The organism is Serratia sp. PAMC26656 (assembly GCF_016469055.2).
In the GTDB taxonomy this organism is placed as follows: Bacteria; Pseudomonadota; Gammaproteobacteria; order Enterobacterales; family Enterobacteriaceae; genus Serratia; species Serratia plymuthica.
Genome location: NZ_CP150486.1, coordinates 3,758,889 through 3,783,775, shown reverse-complemented (window position 1 = coordinate 3,783,775; position 24,887 = coordinate 3,758,889). Strand labels below are relative to the sequence as shown.

The following is a 24,887-nucleotide window of genomic DNA, read 5'->3' as shown; positions in this document are numbered from 1 at the left end:
AGGCAAGCAGATCGCGCAAAAACAGTGACGGAAAGGGGATGACGAATGCCATCCCCTGAGCGGATTTACTGGAATACCGGCAGCAGGCCGAGCAACGCCAGCAGATGGGCGGCGGCATTGATCACCCCAAACAGAATGATGAACAGGATCATACCGTGGCCGCCTGGCGCGCGATACTGCGCCTGCGGGAAGCGGAGGCGGCTGGCGCGCGCCATCATCGCCGGCACGATCACCGCCCAGATGGTGGCCGCCAGTCCAGCGAAGCCGATGGCGTACAAGAAGCCGTTCGGGAACAGCAGGGCGGCCAGCGTTGGCGGTGCGAAAGTCACCAGCGCGGTTTTGCTGCGCCCGGTAGTGTCATCGCTGAATTTAAAGAAGTCCGCCAGATAATCGAACAGGCCCAGCGATACCCCGAGGAATGAACTGGCCAGCGCCATATAAGAGAAGGCGTTCAGCAATTGGCCAACGGCCTGGCTGCTGGAGACGTTGCCCATCTGTTTGAGCAGGCTGCCGATGTTGCCGCCTTCGGCAATCACCTGTTTGAAGGCATCGCGGGCGATGTTGCCCTGAATCACATACTGCCACAGGATATAGATAGCCAGCGCCAGCAGCGTACCGTACACCAGGCTGCGCACCACCGCACGGCTGTCTTTTTGGTAGTACTTCACCAACCCCGGCACGTTGCCGTGGTAGCCGAACGACGTCAGCAGATAGGGCAACGCCGCCAGTGCGTAAGGCAGGTAGCTGGCCTGGTCATCGCCGCGGTTGAACAGCACCGCCGGTTGTACGTGGGTGAACATATCGCCCACCGACATCACAAAGGTGATCACCATCCCGCCGATCAGAATGGTGCTCAGGCGATCGACGGCGCGGGTCGACAACCAGACGATAAATGCCACCACGATGGCAAACACCAGCCCTGCGGTGGTTTGGCCGACACCGACGATGCCTTCCAGCGTGTGGGCGATGATCGAGCCGCCGGCGGAAATGTAGGCGTAGGTGAGGATGTACAGCACAAAGGTAATGGAAATGCCGTTAATGGCGTTCCAGCCTTTGCCCAGCAGATCTTTGACGATGGTATGGAAGCTGGCGCCGCTTGGGTAATGCAGTGTGGCTTCTAGGATCATCAGACCGGAAATCAGCATGCAGGCCCAGGTATAAATCAACAGCGCCACGGAGCCGCTGAACCACACGCCAGAAGTGACGATGGGAATGGAGAACATGCCGGCGCCGACGGCGGTGCCTGCAATGATCATCGCGCCGCCGAGTACCGAAGGGCGGGCTAGCTTCTGGATGGTGTCCGTGGACATTTTTGCTCCTGAGTGGCCGCGTCGGCCGTGAGTTCTTTTGTACTAGCTCAATGGTACATGTGTGATTGGTGCATGTAAAGCCGTGAGTGCGCTTGTTTCATGCATTAATTGGTGCTAGTTGGACAATTTATGGCGTATTTTTTGTCTGTATGAGAGTGGCTGGTTTTTGGCTATGGAGGTGGGGTGTAAAGATTCGCGAGCAAAACCGGATTATGCTGGCGGCGGATGAGCCGTGCTGATATTGTCGCGCTTCAATTCCGCCAGCCCACCGGGAGACTCGCTGATGGACTGTCGTACCGACTGCGGCGCCTGTTGTATCGCGCCTTCAATATCCAGCCCCATCCCAGGTATGCCCAACGGCAAGCCCGCCAATACCCGCTGCATTCATCTGAGTGAGCAACTGCGCTGCGGCCTGTTTCACTCGCCGCTGCGGCCCAAAGTGTGCGGCAGCCTGCAGGCCAGCCGTGAGATGTGTCATGACCATCGTGACCAGGCATTGATCTATCTGATCAAGCTGGAAGCGGATACTGCACCTTAAGCATCTTTAAGCTTCCACAGGCATAGCACCGCGCCGACGACCATCGCCAGCGCGGAATAAAACACCGCGTGATAGCTCCAGATCTCCGCCACCACGCCGGCGACAGAACCGGCAATAATCCAGCCCACGCGCGTGGTGTTGGTAAACAAGGTGGTGGCTGCACCCGCCTGTCCGGGCATCAAATCCTGGAAATAGAGCATGCCGATCCCCGCCAGCACGCCGATAAACGCCGCGTTAAGCAGTTGCAGGGCGATCAGTTGCCAGGTGCCGGTGATAAACAGCAGCCCAAAATAAAACAGCAGACCCGCTACCACTGCACAGCGCATCAACAAGCGTTTGCCGAAGCGTTTGGCCACCATGCCGGCAATCAGCATGGTCGGTATCTCCAGCCCGGCCGCCGTGCCCATCAGTATCCCGGCCAGCTTTTCCGACAGTTGCAGCTCGTGCACCATATACAGAGGCATATTAATCAAATACATGCCATTTGCGGTCCACATAAAGGTGCAGGCCATAAACAACAGCAGCGTATCGCGGCGGTTCTGGCGTGGCGCCTCCAGCGTGGCGCGGGTTGTCACCTGCGTTTTGCGCATCGATGGCAGCATTTTCCACACCAGTACGCCGCACAGGATAAATGCTGCCGCTGCCGCCAGATACATCACCTTAAAGCCAAAACCCAATGCCAGCGCGAAGGCGATAGGCGGGCCTATTACCCAGGCGAGGGAAACCTGTGCACGCAAAATTGAGCTGAACATCACCGCCTCGCGGCCGGTGCGATCGGCGTGTTCGCGCGCCAGGGCGAACATCTGCGGGTTGGCGGTAGAGCCGAAACTGGTCAGCATCACGCCCACGATCAGCAGCAGGTAATAATTACGGTTCCAGGCGAACAGCACGCAGCCCAGTGCGCCCAGCATGCAGCAGAGGAAAATCAGCGACTTGCGGTCGCCTTTTTGATCCGAACGGCGGGCAAGAAACTGACTGACCAGAATGCCGATGACGGCGCTGCCGGTGAAAAACAGGCCCACCATCGACGGGCGCACCTGCACTTCCGTGGCCAGAAACAGGCTGAGCGTGGGCGTTTGTAAAGCACCGGCAATCCCGGTGAGAAAAGCCACGACGAGAAAGGCCAGCGAAGTGAGATCGGGCGAGCGTCGAGTTACCGCAGTCGATGTAGGCATAGAGGTCAGCAAAGGGTCGGAAATAAGGAGGTCGGGTGAATGATACGCCCATTTTTTTAAGAAAAAACAAAAAAACAAAAAGCAGTTTCATTCTGCTTAACAGTGAAAAGCGATTATCCGCATAAGCTTAAAAAAGGGCGACGTTGCCGCCGCCCTGTCTGGCAGTTTACGCGCCGGCAGGCACGGCGTGTGCGGTGTTTTTCAGCACCGGGCCCTGATACTTCTCAATCTGCAACTGCGCCATCTGCCCGCAATTACCCTGCGCGAGGCTAGAGGAACCGACGTCGAAGGTCAGGCAGTTGACGTTGCCGTTCTTGCACAGCGATCCCGGTTGGGAAGGATCGGCCGGATCGAACCAGGCGCCTTCGCTGATGCGTACCACGCCGGGGCGCACGTCTTCGCTGACCACCGCACCGACCAGGATCTGACCGCGATCGTTAAACGCCCGCACCAAATCACCATTGGCGATGCCACGCGGTTGGGCATCCTGAGGGTGGATCACAATCGCTTCCCGATCCGCCACCGCATATTTTTTGCGCAGCGGTGTGTTGTCGAGCTGCGAATGGAGTCGATTGATCGGGTGCGCGGTGTTCAGCGACAGCGGGTACTTCACCGCTTCCGGTCCGCGATACCATTCGTGAGGCGGCATCCAGGTCGGGATGCCCGGGCAGTCCTGATACTTCATTTTGGCGATGGCGTCGGAGTAGATCTCTATTTTGCCGGACGGCGTGCCCAGCGGGTTAAGCAGGGGATTTTCGCGGTAGTCGGCGAAGCGGACCCATTGGGTATTGGCCTCGGGCACCGGGAAACGCACATAGTTGTTGGACTGCCAGAACATGTCGAACGGCGGCAGAGCTACCCGGGCGGCGCGCGCCTGGGTTTTCATGTCGTCGTACATACCTTTGAGCCACTGGGTTTCATCTTTGCCTTCGGTAAAGGCATCCTGAACCCCCAGCCTGGCGGCCATCGCCGCGAAGATATCGAAATCGCTGCGCGACTCATGCTGTGGCGGTACGCACTTGTGCATCGGGAACACGTACAGCTGCGAATAATCGCCGCCCATTTCCAGATCGTTGCGCTCATAGCTGGTGGTGGCCGGCAGCACGATATCGGCGTGCTTGGCGGTGGCAGTCCAGTAAGGTTCATTCACCACTATGGTATCCGGCCGCTGCCAGGCCTTGACCAGGTTATTGGTGTCCTGATGCTGGTGGAAGGTGTTGCCGCCCGCCACGTACACCATTTTCACCTCAGGGTAGGTAACCTGCGCGCCATTGAAGTTAATGGTCTTGCCGGGGTTGGCCAGGCATTCGGCAATGCGCGCCACCGGAATGGGTGAAGGGGAGTTCTTCGGTGAATTGCCGGCGGAAATACCGGCAATAATGCCGCCTTTCGCCGTTGGGCTGCCGCCGGAGGAATAATGATAGCTGAAACCGAAGCCGCCGCCCGGCAGGCCAACCTGGCCGAGCATGGCCGCTACCGTGACCAACAGCCAATGTTGCTGTTCGCCATGATGCTGACGCTGAATGCCCCAGCCACCCATAATCATGGTGCGATTTTTCGCCATGTCGCGCGCAAGTTGGCGCAGCACTTCGGCATCGACGCCGCAAATGTCCGCAGCCCATTCGGCGGTTTTCGGCATGCCGTCGTGTTCGCCCAGCAGATAGGCCTGGAACTTGTCAAAACCGACGGTGTAGGTTTTCAGGAAGTCCGGGTTATGCAGTTTCTCGGTCAGCAACGTATGGGCGATGCCGATCAGCATGGCGCCGTCCGTATAAGGGCGCGGAGCAATCCACTGCGCGCCGACAAATTTGGCACTGTCGTTGTGCACCGGATCGATGCTGATGACGCGGGTGCCTTTTTTCTTCAACGCCTCAAAACCGGTCTGGCCGTAGTGATCCGGCACGTTCCAGCTGTTTTTCAGCGTGATCATCGGGTTACAACCCCACATCACCACCAGTTGGCTGTTTTCAATCACGTTGGGCCAAGCGGTTTGCTGTTCGTAAACCTCCATCGACCCCACTACGTGCGACATGATCACCTGCGCCGCACCGGTAGAGTAGTCACCGGCATAGCCGAGGAAACCGCCGGTCAGGTTCATCAGGCGTTGCAGCAGCGTGCGGCTGTTATGTAGCATGCCGACGCTCTTCCAGCCATAGGAACCGGCATAGATGGACTGCGGGCCGTGATCTTTTTGCAAACGGGTGATCTCGTTGCAGACCAGTTCAATCGCTTTGTCCCAGCTGACGCGCACCCATTCGTCGCGCCCGCGCAGTTCAGTGCGGCTGCCGGGGCCACCTTCCAGCCAGCTTTTACGCACCATCGGGTATTTAATGCGGTTTTCGGCGTGCACCTGGAAGGGCGCCATGGTGATCAACTCGTTCGGATAAGGATCGTCTTTCACCGGCTGCACGCCGACCATTTTGCTGTCTTGCACTATGGCTTCGAAAGCGCCCCAGTGCGCGCCGGTCAGAATGCCTTTTTGCGCCTGGCGCAGTACCACAAACTGCGGCAATGCCTGGCTGATGGCTTGCGCCAGCGCAGATTTAGGCCACAGGCCCGCCAGCAGCGGTGCGACGGCCAGCGCGGTGGCGCCGGTCAGGAAGCGGCGGCGGCTCATTTTTAACGGGTGCTGTTGATATTTGCTCATTGCGCTTTTCCCTTAAAGCTTGGCTGGTGCGGCAGGTGTCATGTCGCTGGCGTGTTTCTGCACGTACTGTGTCAGAACGCGCAGCTGTTCCTGCGTCAGCGAGGTGCGTGGAGCCATGCCTTTAATCACGCCGATCCACTGGTTGGCATTGAAGCGATCGAGGGCGGTCAGGCCGTGACAGCCGGTACAGTTGGTCGACATCATATCCGCCGCGTAGCGCCAGATTTTTTGCTGATCGTCGATCAGTTGCTTGCGTGGCAACCAGATCTGCAGTGAAACCTGATGCCATACCAGGCCGGTTTCGGCGTCTGTCAGAGTATTGCCGGTTTTCAATAATTTACGGGCGTCTTCACCCAACAGCACGCTGAGGATGCGTTTGCCCTGCGCGGCGTAGAACACTTCGCTCACGCCGTCTTGTTGCCAACCGGAGACGTTGGCCAGCACTTTGTCGCCGTCTTGTTTCACCACCTGAACTTCGGTGGAAGGCATCAGGTTACCGGCATTGTGGCTGTCATCCTGCTTCAGGAAGAACGGCTCGGTGGCGATGGTGTACAAGGTAGTGGCGGTAGGCGAGGTTTCCGCCGCCGCCTTCGCCAGTTCTGCGGCGCCGGCCTGAGTTTCACCGCTCATGTCCGGCAGGATATGCGCTACCCCTTTATGGCAGTCGATGCAGGTTTCGCCCTGTTTGATGGCGACCGGGTGCTGAATGCGCGCTTCAGGTCGCTGGGCTGTGATGTCCATGGCGTCGAAGCTGTGGCATGAGCGGCAGGTGGCGGAGTCGTTTTCTTTCAACGTTTTCCACACCGATTGGGCCATCGCCAGCTTGTGCGCCTCGTATTTTTCCGGCGTGTCGATGGTACCGACCATTTCGCCGTAAATGTCTTTTACCGCGCGGATTTTGGTCCACAGGTAATCGAGCGGTTCATGCGGGACGTGGCAGTCGGCGCATTCGGCGCGGATGCCTTTGGTGTTCTGGAAGTGAACGCTGCCCTGATATTCAGCCAGAGGCTGTTGCATGGTGTGGCAGGAAACGCAGAAGGTGGTGTCGCTGGTTTTATGGAACACGGTGGCGGTGCCCGCCAATAGCGCCGCACCGAGGATGATGCCGAGCAGCAGTAGCCACAGCCATCCCCACCGGCGCTTTGTTGCCCAGCCCGTTAGCTTTTTGTTCATATTGAACCCACTTATAATTATGAAATACCAAGGAAAACCTTTCCCAAAAAGGTGTTGGCCAAAGGCCAATTAACCGGATTAAGTATAAGGTTTATCGGTAAAAACATCTAACACTATAGGGTTATTTTTAGTGGAAAAAAGGGCATTTGGGGGATATTTTAGCGTTATATTTTGTATTATATAACGCGTTTTTACAGGGGATTATGACCTTGCAAGCGCCATCACGGACAGGGTATGAAAAACCTGAATGGGAAATGGTTATTCTGTCGGCAACAATGAGGCTGTCGGTAAATAGAATTGGCCGGTCAACCACAGATGGATGGCGTTGCGGCTGGCTTCAAAATGGGGCTCCGGCAGCGCCTCAGGTAAACACCAGCGCCATTCCGAGCATTTATCCGGTTCTTTCAGTTCCGCCTCGCCGCCAGGATGCTGCGTCACCATGCACACCGACACCGTATGCTTTCCTTCGGCACGCCAGGTCTGCAGATTGTTACTGATGCCGATCACGCTCGGCGGGGCGATGATCAACCCGGTTTCTTCGGCGATCTCACGCTGCGCGCACTGTTCAAACGTCTCGCCGGCATCCAGATGTCCACCGGGAATTGACCAGAAAGGGGCGTGTTTACCGCAGCGTTTTCCCAGCAAGATCTCTCCCTGCGCATTAACGATAATGACGCCTATGCCCGCGACAACAGTCATGCTTCTCTCCGTCAGCAAAGTTTCAGCACAGTATGTCATTTTTGCGCCGCAGCGGATAACCCATAGGCCAAAGTGTGCGTAAGGTCAAAAATCTATCACATCAAAATTGAGAAAACTTGCTTTCAGTCTGGGCTACTTACACACTGATTGAAACGTTTCAGCGTTATTGCCGCAATGACTGCGTGTCGATAACGCTCCTTTTTCTCAATAAAGCTGAAACGATTCAATTCAGCAGGAGAGGAGAATCATGTTCCAGTTATCACAGCAAGACATCCACCTGGGCGCTACCGCCGGCAGCAAACAGGACGCTATCCGCCAGGTGGCCGCCGGGCTAACCGAGGCTGGCTGCGTCAGCGCCGCCTATGTAGACGGCATGCTGCAGCGTGAGCTGCAAACCTCAACCTATCTGGGCAACGGCATTGCCATTCCGCACGGCACTACCGATACCCGAGATCTGGTGCTGAATACCGGTGTTCAGGTCTTCCAGTTCCCTCAGGGCATCGAGTGGGGTGAAGGCCAAACCGCGTATGTGGTGATCGGCATTGCCGCCCGTTCCGATGAACACCTGGCGCTGCTGCGTCAGCTGACGCACGTCCTGAGCGACGACAGCGTGGCCGAACAGATGGCGAAAACCACCTCATCCGAAGAGCTGCGCAGCTTGCTGATGGGCGAAAAACAGGCGGCTGAATTCCGGTTCGACGTTTCGCTGATCGCACTCGACGTAGCCGCAGATAACCTAATGACGTTGCAAGCGCTGAACGCGGGCCGTCTGCAGAAAATCGGCGCGGTCAACGCACAGTTCGTCAGCGACGTCATTACCCGTCGACCGTTGAATCTTGGGCAGGGCATCTGGCTGAGCGACAGCACCGAAGGCAATCTGACCAGCGCGGCGACCCTGAGCCGTCCGGCGCAGGCGTTTGACGAAAACGGTGAGCAAGTCGCGCTGTTGCTGACGCTGTCCGTGGCCGACCAGCAACCGCTGACGGTGCTGAATTACCTGGGTGACCTGCTGCTGGCGAACAAGGCCGAACGCCTGCTGAACGCCGATGCCGCTACCCTGTTGGCATTGCTGACCAGCGAGGTGGAAGAAGAAAGCACCATGCTGAGCGCAGAGTACGTGATTCGCAACGAACACGGCCTGCATGCCCGTCCCGGCACCGCGCTGGTTAACGTGATCAAGCAGTTCAACAGCGAAATTACCGTCACTAACCTGGATGGCAGTGGCAAACCGGCCAACGGACGCAGCCTGATGAAGGTCGTGGCGTTGGGCGTTAAAAAAGGACATCACCTGCGCTTTACCGCCAAGGGTGAAGATGCTGAAGCGGCGCTGAAAGCGATCGGTGAAGCCATTAACGAAGGACTGGGCGAGGGCGCAGCATGACCAGAAGAGTAGCCACCATAACCCTGAATCCGGCTTACGATTTGGTGGGTTTTTGCCCGGAGATCGAGCGCGGGGAAGTGAACCTGGTGAAAACCGCTGGCCTGCATGCCGCCGGTAAAGGCATTAACGTTGCCAAGGTTCTGAAAGATCTGGGCATTGATGTCACTGTGGGTGGTTTCCTGGGGAAAGATAACCAGGACGGCTTCCAACTGCTGTTCAGCGATCTGGGTATCGCCAACCGCTTTCAGGTGGTGCCGGGCCGCACCCGCATCAACGTCAAGCTGACGGAAAAAGACGGTGAAGTGACGGATTTCAACTTCTCCGGTTTTGAAGTGACATCGCAGGATTGGGAGCGTTTCGTGACCGATTCTCTGAGCTGGCTGGGTCAGTTCGACATGGTTGCGGTAAGCGGCAGCCTGCCGGCCGGCGTTGATCCCGATGCCTTTACCGACTGGATGATCCGCCTGCGAGCACAGTGCCCGTGCATCATTTTCGACAGCAGCCGAGAAGCGCTGGTCGCTGGATTGAAAGCGGCGCCATGGCTGGTGAAACCGAACCGCCGCGAGCTGGAAATCTGGGCCGGTCGTCCGTTGCCGAAGTTGGCGGACGTGGTTGAGACCGCGCATGCGCTGCGCGATCAGGGCATTGCCCACGTAGTGATTTCTCTCGGCGCCGAAGGCGCGTTGTGGGTTAACGCTTCCGGCGCCTGGATTGCCAAGCCGCCGGCCTGCGAAGTCGTCAGTACCGTGGGCGCCGGTGATTCGATGGTTGGCGGCCTGATTTATGGCCTGCTGATGCGCGAATCCAGTGAACACACTCTGCGTTTGGCCACCGCCGTGGCTGCGCTGGCGGTAAGCCAGAGCAACGTTGGCGTGACCGATCGTCCACAGTTGGCCGCGATGATGGCGCGCGTCGATCTGAAACCTTTTAACCAATAGCAGGAGGCGTAATGAAAACGCTGCTGATGATAGACAATTCGTTGGGGCAGGCCCGTGGCCACCTGGCGAAACGCATGCTCGGCGCTGCTGCGGCGAAAACCGGCCTGACGCTGGTTGAGTCGCCTGCCGAGGCCGAACTGGTGGTGGTCGCGGGGCAGACAGTGCCTGCCGACGCCGCGCTGAACGGCAAACGGGTTTATGTGGGCGATGTGGAGTTGGCGGTACGCGAACCGGAAGCTTTCCTCGCACTGGCCAAAGCCGAGGCGAAAGCCTGGCAGGCGCCGGCTGCGGTTGCCGTGCCGGCAAAAGCGGCGGGTCAAAAACGCATTGTGGCGATCACCGCTTGCCCAACCGGCGTAGCGCATACCTTTATGGCAGCCGAAGCCATTGAAAGCGAAGCTAAAAAACGCGGCTGGTGGGTGAAAGTGGAAACCCGTGGCTCCGTGGGTGCCGGTAATGCCATTACGCCTGAAGAAGTGGCGGCGGCGGATCTGGTGATCGTGGCGGCTGACATTGAAGTGGATCTGGACAAGTTCGCCGGCAAGCCGATGTACCGCACCTCTACCGGTTTGGCGCTGAAGAAAACCGCGCAGGAACTGGACAAGGCGCAGGCCGAAGCCGAGATTTTCCAGCCGCAGAAAAGCGGCGGTTCGGCCACAGCCGGCAAGAAGAAAGAGAGCGCAGGGCCGTATCGTCACCTGTTGACCGGCGTGTCGTATATGCTGCCGATGGTGGTGGCGGGCGGTTTGTGTATCGCGCTGTCGTTCGTGTTCGGTATCAAGGCGTTTGAAGTCAAGGGCACGTTGGCTGCGGCACTGATGCAGATTGGCGGCGGTTCAGCCTTCGCGCTGATGGTGCCGGTGTTGGCCGGTTTTATCGCTTTCTCCATCGCTGACCGTCCGGGCCTGACGCCGGGTCTGATCGGCGGCATGCTGGCGGTGAGCACCGGTGCCGGTTTCCTCGGCGGTATCATTGCCGGTTTCCTGGCGGGCTACGTCGCCAAATTTATCAGCACCAAGCTGCGTTTGCCGCAGAGTATGGAAGCGCTGAAGCCGATTTTGATCATTCCGCTGGTCGCCAGCCTGGTCGTCGGTCTGATCATGATTTACATCGTCGGTACGCCGGTGGCGAAAATCATGGAAGGTCTGACCCACTGGCTGCAATCGCTGGGTACCGCCAACGCGGTGCTGTTGGGTGCGATCCTCGGTGCCATGATGTGTACCGATATGGGTGGCCCGGTTAACAAAGCGGCTTACGCCTTCGGCGTGGCGCTGCTGAGCTCTTCGGTATACGCCCCAATGGCTGCCATTATGGCCGCCGGTATGGTGCCACCGTTGGCGATGGGATTGGCGACGCTGCTGGCGCGTCGTAAGTTCGAGAAATCCGAGCAGGAGGGCGGTAAAGCGGCGTTGGTATTGGGCCTGTGCTTTATCTCTGAAGGCGCGATTCCGTTCGCTGCCCGTGACCCGATGCGTGTGCTGCCATGCTGCATCGCCGGCGGCGCGCTGACCGGTGCGCTGTCGATGGCCTTCGGCGCCAAGCTGATGGCTCCGCACGGTGGTCTGTTCGTGCTGCTGATCCCAGGTGCTATCACACCGGTGTTGCTGTATCTGGTGGCGATCATCGCCGGTACGCTGTTGGCGGGCGTTTCTTATGCGCTGCTGAAACGCGCTGACGTTCCTGCGGCTACGGCAGCTTAACGTTATCGCAGGCAATAAAAAAACCGGAGCATGATGCTCCGGTTTTTGCGTTTTTGGGGCTTATTGTTGCGCTTTCAGCCAGGCGATTTCTTCCGCCCAGATATCCGGGTTCACGGTTTCGAGAATCAGCGGGATATTGTCGAAACGCGAGTCGCTCATGATGTAACTGAAGACCGTTTTGCCGATATTGCCTTCACCCAGGCTGTGATGGCGATCGACGCGGCTGCCGAACGCGCTCTTGGCGTCGTTCAGGTGCATGCCGCGCAGGTAGTTGAAGCCCACCACGTCACCCAGCGCTTTAAAGGTCTGCTCGCAGGTTTCCTTGGTGCGCAGATCGTAACCGGCGGCAAAGGCATGGCAGGTATCGATACACACGCCGACACGGCTTTTGTCTTCCACGCCGTCAATGATCGCCGCCAGATGTTCGAACCTGAAGCCCAGATTGCTGCCCTGGCCGGCGGTGTTCTCAATCACTGCCGTCACGCCGACGGTTTTATCCAGCACGATGTTGATGGATTCAGCAATGCGCGCCAGGCATTTGTCTTCATCAATCTGCATCAGATGGCTGCCGGGGTGGAAGTTCAACAGCGTCAGCCCGAGTTGTTCGCAGCGCTGCATTTCATCCAGAAACGCCTCGCGAGATTTTTCCAACGCTTCGGTCACCGGGTGGCCGAGATTGATCAGGTAGCTGTCGTGCGGCAGGATTTGCCCTGGGCCGTAACCGTACTGTGCGCAGGCGCTTTTGAATTTATCAATCACCTCTGCCGGCAGCGGTGCGGCCTTCCATTGACGCTGATTTTTGGTGAACAGGGCGAACGCGGTCGCCTCTAATTCGTGCGCGCGGATAACCGCCTGATCCACGCCGCCTGACGCGCTGACATGTGCACCGACAAACTTCATTTTCGTTCTCCTGTGTAATCGGCGTCATTATGGCATTGATAGCGGCAGGATTGAATGGCGACAAAAAGGCCCGCGATAAATCGCGGGCCAGGGAAAACTCAATGCTCATCAGAAAAAATGTTGCACCAGCAGGTTCATCGCGCCGCCGCCGACAATCAGCCAGATAAACAGCAGGGTGGCCAGCAGAATGGGTTTGACGCCCGCCTCACGCACCGCGCTGATATGGGTGGTCAACCCCAGCGCCGCCATCGCCATCGCCAGCATCCAGGTATCGGCGGTAATCAGGTGTTTCACCCAGGTGGCCGGGATCAGGTTGAACGAATTCAGCCCGGCGACGGCGATAAACAGCACTGCGAACCACGGAATGGTGATGGCAGATTTGTCCGCCTTGCTTTCGGCATCACGGCTGCGGCTGATATAACCGGAAAGCAGCAGCAAGAACGGCGCCAGCATCATCACGCGGATCATTTTGGCGATCACTGCGGCGTTCTCGGCATCCGGCCCTACGGCATGCCCGGCGGCTACGACCTGCGCCACTTCATGAATGGTTGAACCGGCATAGATGCCAAAGGTTTCCTGGCTCAGCGGCAGCCACTGATAATGTTCATTCAACTGGAACAGCCACGGGTAGGCGAAGATCGCCAGCGTACCGAACACCACCACGGTGCTCACCGCTACCGCCACCTTGCTGGAGTCGGCCTTCAGCACCGGTTCGGTCGCCATCACCGCCGCTGCGCCGCAGATGCTGCTGCCGGCGCCGATCAACATCGCCGTCTGGCTGTCGATGCCGAACACTTTTTTACCCAGCCAGCAGGCCAGCAGGAAGGTGGTGCTCAGTGTCAGCGCATCGATGATGATGCCGGTAGCGCCGACGTCGGCAATTTGCTGAAACGTCAGGCGGAAACCGTAAAGAATGATGCCCAACCGCAGCAGGCGCTGTTTGGCGAGCTGAACGCCGCTGTGGCAACTCGGTTGCAGCCAGGGATACAGCGTATTGCCCACCAGAATGCCGAACAGGATCGCCAGCGTCAGCGCACCCAGCCCCAGACCGGCGACCCACGGGATATCGCCTGCCCAAATGGCCAGCGCGGTGAGCGCGCCAGCCAGTAACAACCCCGGCGCCAGCCGAGGTAAACCGAGCAGGGGAAAGTGTCGTGATGGAAAAGCAGGTGTGGTATCGGTCGCCATGAGTCAGCCCTTTTAATCGAATTCCTTGAGCACAAGACTACGTTTTGACGGTATAAAAGAGAAATTGATTATATATTTATAACCTATCTGAATAAGTGGTAACTCTCTTCCTCTTTCAGGCTGCAATCTGCAAGTTATTGGGGAGAGAAAATCGTGGGCGAGGTGCGGTCATCATGCCGATTTCTGCAAACGTGGTAATCTTAATGAATAGATACCCTGTGCGTCGTTGCCGGACAGCGGCGCAGATTTAGCATTAATTTCAGTGGTTTTACGATCAGGCCACTTTTTAATACCGAGATGGTTATGCATATCACCTTACGTCAACTGGAAGTTTTTACCGAAGTGCTGAAAAGCGGTTCGACCACGCAGGCCTCGGTAGTCCTGGCGTTATCACAATCGGCGGTCAGTGCCGCGCTGGCTGACCTGGAAGGGCAGTTGAGCGTGCAACTGTTCGATCGCGTCGGCAAGCGTTTGGTTATCAATGAACATGGCCGGTTGCTGTACCCGAAGGCGCTGGCGCTGCTGGAGCAGGCGGGGGAGATTGAACAGCTGTTCCGCCATGACGGCGGCGCTTTGCGTATCGCCGCCAGCAGCACCATCGGCAACTATATGCTGCCGGAAATGATCGCCCGTTACCGCCATGATTTCCCTGCTACGCCACTGGAGCTGAACGTCGGCAACAGCCAGGACGTGATCGGGGCAGTAGCGGATTTTCGCGTCGATCTGGGGTTGATTGAGGGGCCTTGCCATATGCCTGAGCTGGTTACTCAGCCGTGGCTGGAGGATGAACTGGTGGTGTTTGCCGCGCCGGAAAGCCCGCTCGCCCGGCAGCCGCTGACGCTGGAGCTGCTGGCCAATGCGCCCTGGATCCTGCGTGAGCGCGGGTCGGGCACGCGCGAGGTGCTGGATCACCTGTTGCTGGCGCATCTGCCGCACTTCCAACTGGTGATGGAGTTGGGCAACTCGGAGGCGATCAAACACGCGGTGCGCCACGGGATTGGCATCAGTTGCCTGTCGCGGCGGGTGATTGAAGAACAGCTGGCGAGCGGTGTGCTGGTGGAACTGAAAATCCCGCTACCGCCGCTGATGCGCACTTTGTATCTGATTCACCATCGGCAAAAACACATCTCCAACGCCCTGCAGCGTTTCCTCAGTTACTGCACGTTGCCGGCCTGAGGCGGCGAACTGCGCCAATAACGCCCCCATACGGAGAAATGAAGCATAAAAACCTGCACTCTGTCACATTAATGACAGTAAGTAAGGAAAAATGGGCTGCCGCTAATAATTAGCGCTGAGTTATGAAGCTATCTTATATCAGCGCAATGTTACTAGTTCGCCGGTGGGTATTTGTTACAATCCGCCCTCATTTTTTGACGAGCAGATAGGGTAAGAATGGCTCAGCAGGATATAAAAACATCGGGGCAGCAAGCACCCGGATTGCGCCGCGAGCTGAAAGCGCGGCACTTAACCATGATCGCTATTGGTGGCTCAATCGGCACCGGCCTGTTCGTCGCCTCCGGCGCTACTGTCTCTCAGGCCGGCCCGGGCGGGGCTCTGCTGTCTTATGCGTTGATCGGTCTGATGGTCTACTTCCTGATGACCAGCCTGGGCGAACTGGCGGCCTTTATGCCGGTGTCCGGTTCGTTTTCCACCTACGGTGCCAAATACGTCGAAGAAGGCTTTGGTTTCGCGCTGGGCTGGAACTACTGGTACAACTGGGCGGTGACCATCGCCGTTGACCTGGTGGCTTCGCAGTTGGTGATGACCTACTGGTTCCCGGATGCGCCGGGCTGGATCTGGAGCGCACTGTTCCTCGGCCTGATGTTCCTGTTGAACTACATTTCGGTCAAAGGCTTCGGTGAAGCGGAATACTGGTTCTCGCTGATCAAAGTCACCACCGTCATTATCTTTATCGGCATTGGCGTGCTGATGATCTTCGGCATCCTCAAGGGTGGCGAACACGCTGGCTGGCAGAACTGGACTATCGGCGATGCGCCGTTTGCCGGTGGTTTCTCGGCGATGATTGGCGTGGCGATGATCGTCGGCTTCTCGTTCCAGGGGACCGAGCTTATCGGTATCGCGGCCGGCGAATCGGAAAACCCGGGCAAAAACATCCCGCGCGCGGTGCGCCAGGTATTCTGGCGTATCCTGCTGTTCTATATCTTCGCGATCCTGATCATCAGCCTGATCATTCCTTATACCGACCCAAGCCTGCTGCGTAACGACGTAAAAGACATCAGCGTCAGCCCGTTCACGCTGGTATTCCAGCATGCCGGCCTGTTGTCGGCGGCGGCGGTAATGAACGCGGTGATCCTGACGGCGGTGTTGTCCGCCGGTAACTCCGGGATGTACGCCTCTACCCGCATGCTGTTTACTCTGGCATCGGAAGGCAAAGCGCCGCGCATTTTCGCCAAACTGTCGAAGGGTGGGGTGCCGCGCAATGCGCTGTACGCGACCACCGTGGTGGCGGGCCTGTGCTTCCTGAGCTCAATGTTCGGTAACCAATCGGTTTATCTGTGGCTGCTGAATACCTCGGGCATGACCGGCTTTATCGCCTGGTTGGGGATAGCCATCAGCCACTACCGGTTCCGCCGCGGCTATATGATTCAGGGGCGTGACCTGAACGATCTGCCGTACCGTTCCGGTTTCTTCCCGCTGGGCCCGATCTTTGCCTTTGTCCTGTGCCTGATCATTACGCTGGGGCAGAACTACCAGGCGTTCCTGCAAGACCGGATCGACTGGTACGGCGTGACCGCCACCTATATCGGCCTGCCGCTGTTCCTGGTGATCTGGTTCGGTTACAAGCTGACGCGCGGCACCCGTGTGGTGAAGTACAGCGAGATGGAATTCCCGAAAATGGACGTGAAGTAACGCCTGTCTGCACCTTGTGAATGCCCGGTTGCAGCCAACAGCGCTACAACCGGGCAGGCAACGAGTATGAAACGCGGTGTAATCTCGCCGCGTTATTCCTTCGTATTCATCGCCAGCGCTTGCTGCGCCGCCGCCATCAGGCTGTCCACCGTTTGATAATCCTGAGTTAACGCCAACGCCCCGGCGTTCAACTGCAACGTCACCTCACCGAAAACACCAAAGACATACGGCGCTTCCAGCGGCGGCAGGATGCGCGCCAGAAACTCTCCTTCGGAGCCGTAAGGCAAATCGTGCACCAGGATCAGAAACTGGCCGCCGGTATAACGGCTGACAAAATCGCTTGGACGAACCAGCATTTTCAGGCGCTCGCCGATAGTGCGCAGCACGTCATCGCCGATCAGCACGCCGTGGCTTTGATACAGCGCCGCCAACGGAGTGAATTCAATAATAAACAGGTGCGAAAGCGGGTGTGCCGTTGTCGATGGCCGGCAAATGTCTTGCATCACGGCTTCGCCGCCCGCGCGGTTGAGAAAACCGGTCAGATGATCGCGATGAGCCGCTTTTCGTTTTTCGCCTGTCAGCGTGACGTACTGCACCAACTGGCGATGGTAGAGCGCGATCAACCCATGAGCCAGCAGTAGCCACAGAGGGATGATATTCGCCAGCAAAAACAGATTCTGCATGCGTGACAGCGGTGCGGCCAGCAGGTAAGGCAGCGTCAGCAGCATGACCTCCAGCAGGGCAAAGCGCGGCGCTGCGGCATGGCGCTGCATCAGCCAGAAGGCCAGCGCGGTAATCAGCAGGCCGGCGAACAGGACTAGCACCATGCGGCCAGACAGCATGGCCAGCAGCGCAATGGCGCCCACCAGTCCAGACCACAGCAGTACCGTCACCAGCATGGCATTCGGCCAGACGGGCGGCGTGACGCGAGCCAGCCACCAGCGTATGCCGGTCAACCCAAGCACCAGCACCAGCAGCGCGGCGCCGATCGCCATATTGCTCAGCCAGGCGTAGGCCAGCAGCAGCACGACTACACCGGCGGCGTTCAGCCAAGGGGTTCGGGGAGAAGGGACAAGCGTAAGCCGCAGTTGGTGTTGGAACTGGGCGTCATCAGCCTGTTGTGGGCCTTGTACCAGCCAGTGCAGCAGGGCGGGTCTTTTAGGCGGTAACGTGGATGGTCGACTTCTCATGGCTGCCTCTTCAATAAGGGCCTAAGCAGTAGGTCCTAAATATCCGGCCAGGCGCGGTTGGCGCGTCGTTGACCGGTCAGGATTTGGATTCTAGGTGGTTTTGTCGCAATTTGTCACAGTGCTGCGTGGAGCGATGAAACTTTCGGAATTATTAACCCTGCATCAGCAGGATGAGGTTGTTACGGCGGCTTGGCGAATACTCTTTAAAAATAAAGTGTTACATCTCAACATGGCAGGTAATAGCTATTGATATGATTGATAAGTATTATCGTTTGCTTTATTGTTAGCGGCTGCTTGTCAGGGTAAAGCGGCCGTTTGCATGCCGCTATGGTCATTGTCGTAACAGGTATCCGAAATAATGAGCGTATCCACCGAACCTATGTCTGACGCCAAGGGGAAACCCGACGTCAACGTCATGGGGCGTTATCAACATATTCTTCGCCACCGTTTATTGATGATGGGGGTGTTGGCACTGGCGATTGTTGGTTCGCTGCTGCTGGATTTTACCATGGGGCCATCCGGGCTCTCTCTGTCCTCCCTGTGGCAAACGCTGATTGACCCTGCGGCGGCAGATGCCGGAACGCGAGTGATCGTGTGGGATATCCGCCTGCCTTACGCGTTGATGGCGGTGGTGGTGGGGTTTGCGCTGGGTTTGGCCGGCGCGGAAATGCAGACTATCCTGAATAACCCGCTTGCCAGTCCGTTCACCCTCGGCGTTTCTTCCGCTGCGGCCTTCGGGGCGGCGTTGGCTATCGTGCTGGGTATTGGCGTGCCGGGCATCCCGGACCAGTGGTTTATTTCCGCCAACGCGTTTGTTTTTGCCCTGTTTGCCGCACTGATGCTGGACGGCATCACGCGCTGGACACGGGTTGCCACCTCCGGCGTCGTGCTGTTCGGTATTGCACTGGTGTTCACCTTTAACGCACTGGTTTCAATGATGCAGTTTATCGCCAGCGAAGACACGCTGCAGGGGCTGGTGTTCTGGACCATGGGCAGCCTGGCGCGCGCTTCATGGGACAAGTTGGGTATTCTGCTCGGCGTGTTCGCCGTGCTGTTGCCATTGTCGATGATGAGCTCCTGGAAGTTGACCGCGCTGCGGTTGGGCGAGGATCGGGCGGTGAGCTTCGGTATCGACGTGCGTCGCCTGCGCCTCACGACCCTGCTGCGCATCAGTATTCTTTCCGCGCTGGCGGTGGCGTTTGTCGGCCCTATCGGTTTTATCGGCCTGGTGGCACCGCACATCGCTCGCATGATTTTCGGTGAGGATCACCGCTTCTATCTGCCGGCCAGCGCCTTGATTGGCGCGTTGGTGCTGTCGATGGCTTCAGTCGCCTCGAAAAACCTGATCCCGGGCATTATCATTCCGGTCGGCATAGTGACGTCACTGGTGGGCGTGCCGTTCTTCCTGAGCATTATTCTGCGTCATCGGGGGAATGTATGAGTCAGGGATTGCGTATTGAACATTTTTCCGCCGGTTACCCAAAGCGCCAGGTTATCCGCGATCTTGCCGTGCCGATGTTGCCGCGCGGGCAAATCACCGTGCTGCTGGGGCCGAACGGTAGCGGAAAATCGACGTTGCTGCGTTCTCTGGCCGGGCTGAACCCGGCGCAGGGGCAATTGTGGCTGGATGACGTCGATTTGATGCAGATGCCCTTTGCCCGTCGTGCGGAAAAAGTGGTGTATCTGCCACAGTCGCTACCTGCGGGGGTGCATTTGCACGTGCTGGAGTCGATCATCGTAGCGCAACGCGCTTCGGGCGGCCGCAGCAACGCCGGCAGTGAGGCGGAGGTCATGGCCCTGCTGGCGCAGCTCGGTATCGATCATTTGGCGCTGAGCTATCTCGATCAGCTTTCCGGCGGCCAGAAACAGTTGGTGGGGTTGGCGCAATCGCTGATCCGCCAACCTTCGCTGCTGCTGCTGGACGAACCGCTGAGCGCACTTGATCTCAACTACCAATTCCACGTGATGGATTTGGTGCGTAAAGAGACGCGTAAACGCAATATCATCACTGTGGTGGTGGTGCATGACATCAATATCGCCCTGCGGCATGGTGACCACGTGTTGATGCTGCAGGATGGCGAGTTGATTGCCGACGGTACGCCGGAAGAGGTGATCACGCCGCAGAGCCTGGCGAGAGTCTACGGCGTGCGCGGGCGCATTGAGCGCTGTTCGCAGGGAACGCCGCAGGTGCTGATCGACGGTTTGGTTACCCAGCCGGCGATCTGAAAGATTACTGCGTTTTGAAAGTCAGCTATTTTGACAACAGAAAGGCCCGGTGTCGTACAGAGACCGGGCCTTTCTGTTTTAGCGTTTTGAGCGCGCAGCGCGCGCCCCTGTTGGCATCAGAAGTTGTACGTCATGCCGACGGTGTAACGGCGGCCGTCCAGCGTGGTGTTGTAGTTATCGTAATCGACGGTTTTGTCGAGAATGTTGTAAACACCGCCGGTGACCGTCAGGTCTTTATTCGCCTGGTAGCTGAGGCCGGCGTCAACAAAGGTATAGGATGGCGTGTTCTTGGCCATTGAGGTGCGGCTCAGGTATTCCGATGTCTTGCTGCGGAAGTTGACGCGTGACCACAGGCTAACGTCATGGGTGGCCTGCCAGTCCAGTACGGTATTGAGCATGTGCTTCGGCATCTGATTCAGCGCCTTGCCCTGGAACTCGCCGCTTTTTTGCTCTGACGAGGTGAAGGTGTAGTTGGTGTTCCACTTCCAGTCTTTGCTGATCTGCCAGCCGAAAGTGGCTTCCACGCCGCGCATATTGGCTTTATCGACGTTAGTGCGATCGCTGATAAAGTAATAAGGTGTGGTGCCAATCATGCATTGCGCATCGCCATCCCCGCTGTCGCAGCGGCGCACCTCGGTGATCTTGTCTTTGAAATCGGTGTTGAACAAGGTCACGCCGGCATTCAGGTTTTTCTGGTTATCCCACATCACGCCGATCTCTTCGCTCAGGCTCTTCTCCGGCTGCAGATCCGGATTACCGATGATGATCGATCTACGCCCGCCACCGGTAATTTGCCCCCAGTTGGCCGAAGATTGACGCAGATCCGGCGAGCGGTAGCCGGCGGATACGCCGCCTTTCAGCGTCCACTGTTCGGTCAGGTGCCAGACGCCGTACATGCGTGGCGTCCAGTGGTTGCCATAGTTTTGATCCTGGTCCATGCGGATGCCGCTGGTCAGGCTGAAATCATTGGTCAGCGCCCATTCGTCTTCGGCAAACAGCGCCCAGCTCCAGCGGGTCAATTTGTTCAAACCGTCGGCCGCATCCAACTGATTGCCCTGATCGCTCAGTTTTTCGTAGCGGTACTGCCCCCCCAGGCTCAGCATATGAGCACCGAGGTCAAACTGGGTCTGGGTATTGAAGATGGTGTTATACATCTTCATGTCACGGCCCGGATTATTCGTCTCTTCGCGCTGAATATAGCTGGTGGTATTGCCGAAATCGTAATAACCGTTGTGCGTCACGGCATAGTTGGTGCGGGTGTAGAGGCTGTCGCTGACGCTATTTGGCGTACACTTGCCGTTGCGGCAGTTCTCGGGTGCCATGGATTTGCCCGGTGTGCTGTTGCGGTCTTGCAAGGAACGACCGATTTCGACATCAAAATCGTTCTGCTCGTTCGGCGTCAGGCTGAACACGGCGGTGCCGCTGCGCATACGCTGTTCATTGAAGCCGTTAAGGATTTGGTCCTCGGCGCGGCGCGACAGCAGGCCGTTGACCCGCAGGCCGAGCAGGCCTTCAATCAGCGGGCCGGAGGCGTAGGTGTTGGTCTGGAAAATATCGCCGGAATCGCTGCGTTCCTGGAAGGTGGCGTCGCCGTGCAGCGAGCCTTTCCACTCGGTTCTGGAGGTTTTACGGGTGATGACGTTGATTACGCCGCCCATGGCGTCGGAGCCGTACAGCGAAGACATCGGCCCGCGCACCACTTCTATGCGTTCAATCGCTTCCAGCGGCGGCAACCAGCCTTGTTCGATACCAGAGTTGTCGCTGTTCGGGCGGGTGCCGCGGGTGTCCACGCGTTTGCCGTCCACCAGAATCAGGGTGTATTTGGAGGACATACCACGGATGCTGATATCGCTGCTGCTGGCACCGCCGGTGACCACCACGCCCGGCACGTCTTTCAGTGCGTCGGTGATGTCTCGGTAGGCTTTGTCTTCGATCTGCTGGCGTGGGATCACTGAAATAGAGGCGGCTGAATCCTGGATTTTTTGCTGGAAACCGGAGGCGGTCACCACCATGGTGTCCTGGGTATCCTCTTGTGCCGCCAGTGCGCCGGTGCTGGCGAGTGAGGCGATAATCAGTGCGGTGAGTTTGTTATAGCGTGGTTTGTCCATGAGGCAACCTTTCCTGGTCTGCTGTAAATCGACAAAGGCGTCGATTTAACGGGGTGAAGAATAGGTAGAAACGGTTCCCTGTCGTAGCAGGGGACATCATTTCGGCAGTATTTCGTCAGGCCATTGTAAGGATTTAAAACTGAATGTAAACGCAAATGATAATTCGTATCATTTGTATGCTTAAAAAGAGGTAGGGAGAGGTAACCGGATGAATTAAAGGGAAAACCGGCGCGGCAGGGCGCGCCGGGGGAAAGTCAGCGTTTTTGGATGTAGGTGATAGCCAGCGCCAGAGCCAGTACCAGCCCTTTGATAATATCCATCGCATAGTAGGGGACTGAAAGCATCACCAGCCCATTTTGTAAGACGCCGAGGATCACCGCACCGACCAGCGTGCCGAGCGCGTTGGGTTTGCCGGAGCCGGCCAGAGAGAAACCGATGTAGGCGGCGGCGACGGCATCCATCAGATAACCGCCTCCGGCGTTAACCTGTGAAGAGCCGATACGTGACGCCAGCAATATGCCGCCAAGCGAGGCCAGCAGCGAGGAGATCACATACGCGGCGACCTTGTAACGTACCGTGCGGATCCCCGAAAGGCGCGCCGCCTCCGGGTTGCCGCCGATGGCGTACATGCGGCGGCCGTGTTTGGTCAGCGACAGGAACAATTGCACCACAATCGTGACCGCCAGCATAATCAGCACAATCACCGGTACCTGGCCCAGCGCGGAGAAAATATCCGGGATGAGCCCCTCGGCCATATCGCCATTCGGCAACAGCATATTTTGGGTGATCGACCCGCCGTAACTGTAAGTCATGGCAACGCCCTGGATCACAAACAGGCTGGCCAGCGTCGCCAGCATGTCAGGGATCTTCAACACCACAATCAGGAAGGCGTTGAACAGGCCAACCAGCGTACAAATCAGCAGCGTCAGCACAATCGCGCCGGTGGTACCGAAGCCGTACCAAACGAACAGCGAGACCACCAGCGCGTTAGCCAGTGAGGCGGTGGAGCCGACGGAAAGATCGAAACCGCCCACCGACAACGAGATAGACACCCCGATGGCGATCACCGTAACGATGGCGATGGAGCGCAGAATGTTGATGATATTGTTGGGATCGAGGAAGTTGTCCGACGCCAGCCCGAACAAGGCGATCAGCGCGACAACGGTGAGCAACATCCCCCATTTGTAGAGAAACTCAAACAGCTGATGACGCCAGGGCTGTGCATTGGGCAGGGATAATTCTTTACTCACGCAGGGGTTCCTCCGGTGGAATACAGTAATAGGGTTTCTTCATCAATATCGGCGGCGTTCAGCTCCGCCACCACGCGGCCGTCCCACAGAACGCAGATGCGATCGCACAGGCCGAGCAGCTCCGAGAACTCGCCGGAGGCGTAGATAATGCCTTTGCCGTCGCGCGCCAGGCCGTCGATCAGGGTAAACAATTCCTGTTTGGCCTTGATATCCACACCCTTGGTCGGCTCATCGAAAATCAGCACGTCGGCATCGCCGCGCAGCCATTTGCCGATGGCTACCTTTTGCTGGTTGCCGCCGGAAAGCCTTTTTAGCCTCTGCTGCGGGCCGGAGGCGCGAATGTTCAGGCGTTGCATGATATCGCGCGCCCAGCGCAGCTCCTCTCGGCGGCTGAACAGGCTCCAGCGCGAGAAACTGTCGTCGGCGCTCACGCTCAGGTTCATCGGGATGGCTTCATCAATAAATATGCCTTCTTTGCGGCGCTCTTCCGGCACCAGCGCCAGCCCCTGTTCAACGGACAGATGCGGTGCGCGCGGTGCCCAGGGCTTGCCGCGCAGCTCACCGCGTTCAACTCGGGCCGGTGAGGCGCCGAACAGCGCCTTGCACAGTTCGGTTTTGCCCGCGCCGGCCAACCCGGCGATACCCAAAATCTCCCCCTGATGCAGCCGCAGGGAGACGTCGCGCAGCTTGTGGCGATCGTGCAGGCTCTCTACCTGCAACAGCGTGCGCGTGCCGTGCGGCGGCCGCGGTGATGGGAAGATATCGTCCAACCGGTGGCCAAGCATTTTCTCGACAATCTGCTCGCCGACCAACCCCTGCATGGCATCTTCGCTGACATGGCGGCCATCGCGCAGCACCGTCAACCGATCGCAAATTTCACTCAGCTCGTGAATGCGGTGGGAGATAAACACAATGCCGATGCCTTCGGATTGCAAGCGACGCACCACGCGGAACAGGCGCTCGCTTTCGGCGCGATCGAGCGGGGCGGTGGGTTCATCGAGCACCAGGAAGCGGCAGCGATGCGACAGCGCGCGAGCCAGCAACACCTGCTGTTTTTCCGCCAGCGTGCACCCTGCCAGGCGCTGGCGCAGGTTGAGGGATAAATCCAGTTGCTGAAGCAGTTGCGCAGCCTGGCGGTACATCTGCGCCCAGTTGAGCAGATGGCCCGGTTCGTTCAGCCAGTCGAGCATGATGTTTTCGGCCACCGACAGCGTGGGGATCAGCGCTACGTCCACCTCCTGCTGCACCACGTGGATGCCGTGTCGGCGGGCTTGCAGCGGTGAGTGAATATCGACTTTTTGGCCGTCGATAAAGATCTCGCCGCGGTAATGATTATGCGCACCGGAGAGGATCGCCATCAGCGTTGATTTTCCCGCGCCGTTGGCACCGACCAGCGCATGCGTGGAGCCCCCCTGCAGGGTGAAGTCGACGTTTTGCAGCGCATTGAATCCGGCAAAGGCGATCGAGATATTGCGCATCTCGAGGCGTGAGGGCGTTGCGGTTGGCATAGTGTGATTAAAAGACGTTTAGGTGTTTAGATGGCTAAAGGTCTTCTTTTGTAACACAGATTGCGATTTTGGCAACAAACTAAAT

The 24,887-nt window shown here is 58.0% G+C and carries 19 protein-coding genes; 8 read left to right on the top strand and 11 right to left on the bottom strand.

The genetic code is table 11. The features are described from left to right. Positions 1-65: 65 nt before the first annotated feature. On the bottom strand, positions 66-1,310 hold the full coding sequence (mtr, locus tag JEM67_RS18865; RefSeq protein ID WP_199636241.1) for a tryptophan permease: 1,245 nt from the start codon (positions 1,308-1,310) through the stop codon (positions 66-68). A gap of 283 nt (positions 1,311-1,593) precedes the next feature. Between mtr and JEM67_RS18860 the strand changes: the two genes are divergently transcribed. Continuing rightward, positions 1,594-1,848, top strand: a complete 255-nt coding sequence (locus tag JEM67_RS18860; RefSeq protein ID WP_006317870.1) for a YkgJ family cysteine cluster protein — start codon at positions 1,594-1,596, stop codon at positions 1,846-1,848. On the opposite strand, the gene JEM67_RS18855 is transcribed toward JEM67_RS18860, so the two are convergent. The 4 genes from JEM67_RS18855 to JEM67_RS18840 form a co-directional block, all read right to left on the bottom strand. Then, on the bottom strand, positions 1,845-3,023 hold the full coding sequence (locus JEM67_RS18855; protein WP_199636242.1) for a sugar efflux transporter: 1,179 nt from the start codon (positions 3,021-3,023) through the stop codon (positions 1,845-1,847). The two genes, JEM67_RS18860 and JEM67_RS18855, sit on opposite strands and share 4 nt — an antisense overlap. Positions 3,024-3,189: 166 nt before the next feature. Further along, a complete protein-coding gene (gene torA, locus JEM67_RS18850) occupies positions 3,190-5,670 on the bottom strand; it encodes a trimethylamine-N-oxide reductase TorA (RefSeq protein WP_199636243.1) in 2,481 nt (826 codons plus the stop codon). A 12-nt stretch (positions 5,671-5,682) separates the two neighbouring features. Further along, on the bottom strand, positions 5,683-6,843 hold the full coding sequence (locus JEM67_RS18845; RefSeq protein WP_199636244.1) for a NapC/NirT family cytochrome c: 1,161 nt from the start codon (positions 6,841-6,843) through the stop codon (positions 5,683-5,685). 258 nt (positions 6,844-7,101) lie between these two features. Next, positions 7,102-7,542 carry a nucleotide triphosphate diphosphatase NUDT15 gene (locus JEM67_RS18840; protein WP_199636245.1) on the bottom strand — a complete coding sequence of 147 codons (441 nt, stop codon included), beginning with the start codon at positions 7,540-7,542 and terminating at the stop codon, positions 7,102-7,104. A 247-nt stretch (positions 7,543-7,789) separates the two neighbouring features. Here JEM67_RS18840 and fruB point away from each other — a divergent pair, with 247 nt between their 5' ends. Genes fruB through fruA form a run of 3 tightly spaced genes read left to right on the top strand, consistent with a single transcriptional unit; the run spans position 7,790 to position 11,561 of the window. Next, positions 7,790-8,923, top strand: a complete 1,134-nt coding sequence (gene fruB / locus JEM67_RS18835; protein ID WP_199636246.1) for a fused PTS fructose transporter subunit IIA/HPr protein — start codon at positions 7,790-7,792, stop codon at positions 8,921-8,923. Further along, positions 8,920-9,861, top strand: a complete 942-nt coding sequence (gene fruK, locus JEM67_RS18830; RefSeq protein ID WP_013813775.1) for a 1-phosphofructokinase — start codon at positions 8,920-8,922, stop codon at positions 9,859-9,861. The genes fruB and fruK overlap by 4 nt, the downstream gene beginning before the upstream one ends. An 11-nt stretch (positions 9,862-9,872) precedes the next feature. After that, the gene (gene fruA / locus JEM67_RS18825; protein WP_013813774.1) at positions 9,873-11,561 is read left to right on the top strand and encodes a PTS fructose transporter subunit IIBC; all 1,689 of its coding nucleotides are present in this window, start codon (positions 9,873-9,875) and stop codon (positions 11,559-11,561) included. A gap of 60 nt (positions 11,562-11,621) precedes the next feature. Here fruA and nfo read toward each other — a convergent pair whose 3' ends face one another. Next, a complete protein-coding gene (gene nfo / locus JEM67_RS18820; protein ID WP_199636247.1) occupies positions 11,622-12,461 on the bottom strand; it encodes a deoxyribonuclease IV in 840 nt (279 codons plus the stop codon). A gap of 108 nt (positions 12,462-12,569) precedes the next feature. Further along, a complete protein-coding gene (locus JEM67_RS18815; protein ID WP_199636248.1) occupies positions 12,570-13,649 on the bottom strand; it encodes a YeiH family protein in 1,080 nt (359 codons plus the stop codon). Between the two features lie 303 nt (positions 13,650-13,952). Between JEM67_RS18815 and yieE the strand changes: the two genes are divergently transcribed. Beyond that, on the top strand, positions 13,953-14,825 hold the full coding sequence (yieE, locus tag JEM67_RS18810) for a DNA-binding transcriptional regulator YeiE (protein WP_013813771.1): 873 nt from the start codon (positions 13,953-13,955) through the stop codon (positions 14,823-14,825). Positions 14,826-15,041: 216 nt separating this feature from the next. Further along, positions 15,042-16,520, top strand: a complete 1,479-nt coding sequence (locus JEM67_RS18805) for an amino acid permease (protein WP_013813770.1) — start codon at positions 15,042-15,044, stop codon at positions 16,518-16,520. A gap of 92 nt (positions 16,521-16,612) precedes the next feature. Here JEM67_RS18805 and JEM67_RS18800 read toward each other — a convergent pair whose 3' ends face one another. Next, positions 16,613-17,710, bottom strand: a complete 1,098-nt coding sequence (locus JEM67_RS18800) for a GGDEF domain-containing protein (protein WP_199636249.1) — start codon at positions 17,708-17,710, stop codon at positions 16,613-16,615. A gap of 358 nt (positions 17,711-18,068) precedes the next feature. On the opposite strand from JEM67_RS18800, the gene JEM67_RS18795 reads away from it, so the two are divergent. After that, complete coding sequence (locus tag JEM67_RS18795; protein ID WP_013813768.1) at positions 18,069-19,151, top strand: FecCD family ABC transporter permease; 1,083 nt, start codon at positions 18,069-18,071, stop codon at positions 19,149-19,151. Then, entirely contained in the window at positions 19,148-19,936 is a 789-nt protein-coding gene (locus JEM67_RS18790) for an ABC transporter ATP-binding protein (protein ID WP_199636250.1), read from the top strand. The genes JEM67_RS18795 and JEM67_RS18790 overlap by 4 nt, the downstream gene beginning before the upstream one ends. A 116-nt stretch (positions 19,937-20,052) precedes the next feature. Here JEM67_RS18790 and JEM67_RS18785 read toward each other — a convergent pair whose 3' ends face one another. From JEM67_RS18785 to JEM67_RS18775, 3 genes are all read right to left on the bottom strand, one after another. Further along, the gene (locus tag JEM67_RS18785) at positions 20,053-22,044 is read right to left on the bottom strand and encodes a ligand-gated channel protein (protein WP_199636251.1); all 1,992 of its coding nucleotides are present in this window, start codon (positions 22,042-22,044) and stop codon (positions 20,053-20,055) included. A gap of 254 nt (positions 22,045-22,298) precedes the next feature. Further along, positions 22,299-23,294 carry an ABC transporter permease gene (locus JEM67_RS18780; RefSeq protein WP_004947008.1) on the bottom strand — a complete coding sequence of 332 codons (996 nt, stop codon included), beginning with the start codon at positions 23,292-23,294 and terminating at the stop codon, positions 22,299-22,301. After that, positions 23,291-24,802 (bottom strand): sugar ABC transporter ATP-binding protein, encoded by a 1,512-nt coding sequence (locus tag JEM67_RS18775; protein ID WP_199636252.1) that lies wholly within the window; start codon positions 24,800-24,802, stop codon positions 23,291-23,293. Before JEM67_RS18775 ends, JEM67_RS18780 begins: the two co-directional genes overlap by 4 nt. Between the last annotated feature and the right edge of the window lie 85 nt (positions 24,803-24,887).

Coding starts and splice junctions, on each gene's coding strand:
- JEM67_RS18790 (WP_199636250.1), top strand. CDS start 19,148: ATGAGTCAGGGATTGCGTATTGAACATTTTTCCGCCGGTTACCCAAAG.
- JEM67_RS18860 (WP_006317870.1), top strand. CDS start 1,594: ATGGACTGTCGTACCGACTGCGGCGCCTGTTGTATCGCGCCTTCAATA.
- yieE (WP_013813771.1), top strand. CDS start 13,953: ATGCATATCACCTTACGTCAACTGGAAGTTTTTACCGAAGTGCTGAAA.
- fruB (WP_199636246.1), top strand. CDS start 7,790: ATGTTCCAGTTATCACAGCAAGACATCCACCTGGGCGCTACCGCCGGC.
- JEM67_RS18775 (WP_199636252.1), bottom strand. CDS start 24,802: ATGCCAACCGCAACGCCCTCACGCCTCGAGATGCGCAATATCTCGATC.
- JEM67_RS18815 (WP_199636248.1), bottom strand. CDS start 13,649: ATGGCGACCGATACCACACCTGCTTTTCCATCACGACACTTTCCCCTG.
- fruA (WP_013813774.1), top strand. CDS start 9,873: ATGAAAACGCTGCTGATGATAGACAATTCGTTGGGGCAGGCCCGTGGC.
- JEM67_RS18805 (WP_013813770.1), top strand. CDS start 15,042: ATGGCTCAGCAGGATATAAAAACATCGGGGCAGCAAGCACCCGGATTG.
- JEM67_RS18845 (WP_199636244.1), bottom strand. CDS start 6,843: ATGAACAAAAAGCTAACGGGCTGGGCAACAAAGCGCCGGTGGGGATGG.
- fruK (WP_013813775.1), top strand. CDS start 8,920: ATGACCAGAAGAGTAGCCACCATAACCCTGAATCCGGCTTACGATTTG.
- JEM67_RS18840 (WP_199636245.1), bottom strand. CDS start 7,542: ATGACTGTTGTCGCGGGCATAGGCGTCATTATCGTTAATGCGCAGGGA.
- JEM67_RS18800 (WP_199636249.1), bottom strand. CDS start 17,710: ATGAGAAGTCGACCATCCACGTTACCGCCTAAAAGACCCGCCCTGCTG.
- JEM67_RS18785 (WP_199636251.1), bottom strand. CDS start 22,044: ATGGACAAACCACGCTATAACAAACTCACCGCACTGATTATCGCCTCA.
- JEM67_RS18855 (WP_199636242.1), bottom strand. CDS start 3,023: ATGCCTACATCGACTGCGGTAACTCGACGCTCGCCCGATCTCACTTCG.
- torA (WP_199636243.1), bottom strand. CDS start 5,670: ATGAGCAAATATCAACAGCACCCGTTAAAAATGAGCCGCCGCCGCTTC.
- JEM67_RS18795 (WP_013813768.1), top strand. CDS start 18,069: ATGAGCGTATCCACCGAACCTATGTCTGACGCCAAGGGGAAACCCGAC.
- mtr (WP_199636241.1), bottom strand. CDS start 1,310: ATGTCCACGGACACCATCCAGAAGCTAGCCCGCCCTTCGGTACTCGGC.
- nfo (WP_199636247.1), bottom strand. CDS start 12,461: ATGAAGTTTGTCGGTGCACATGTCAGCGCGTCAGGCGGCGTGGATCAG.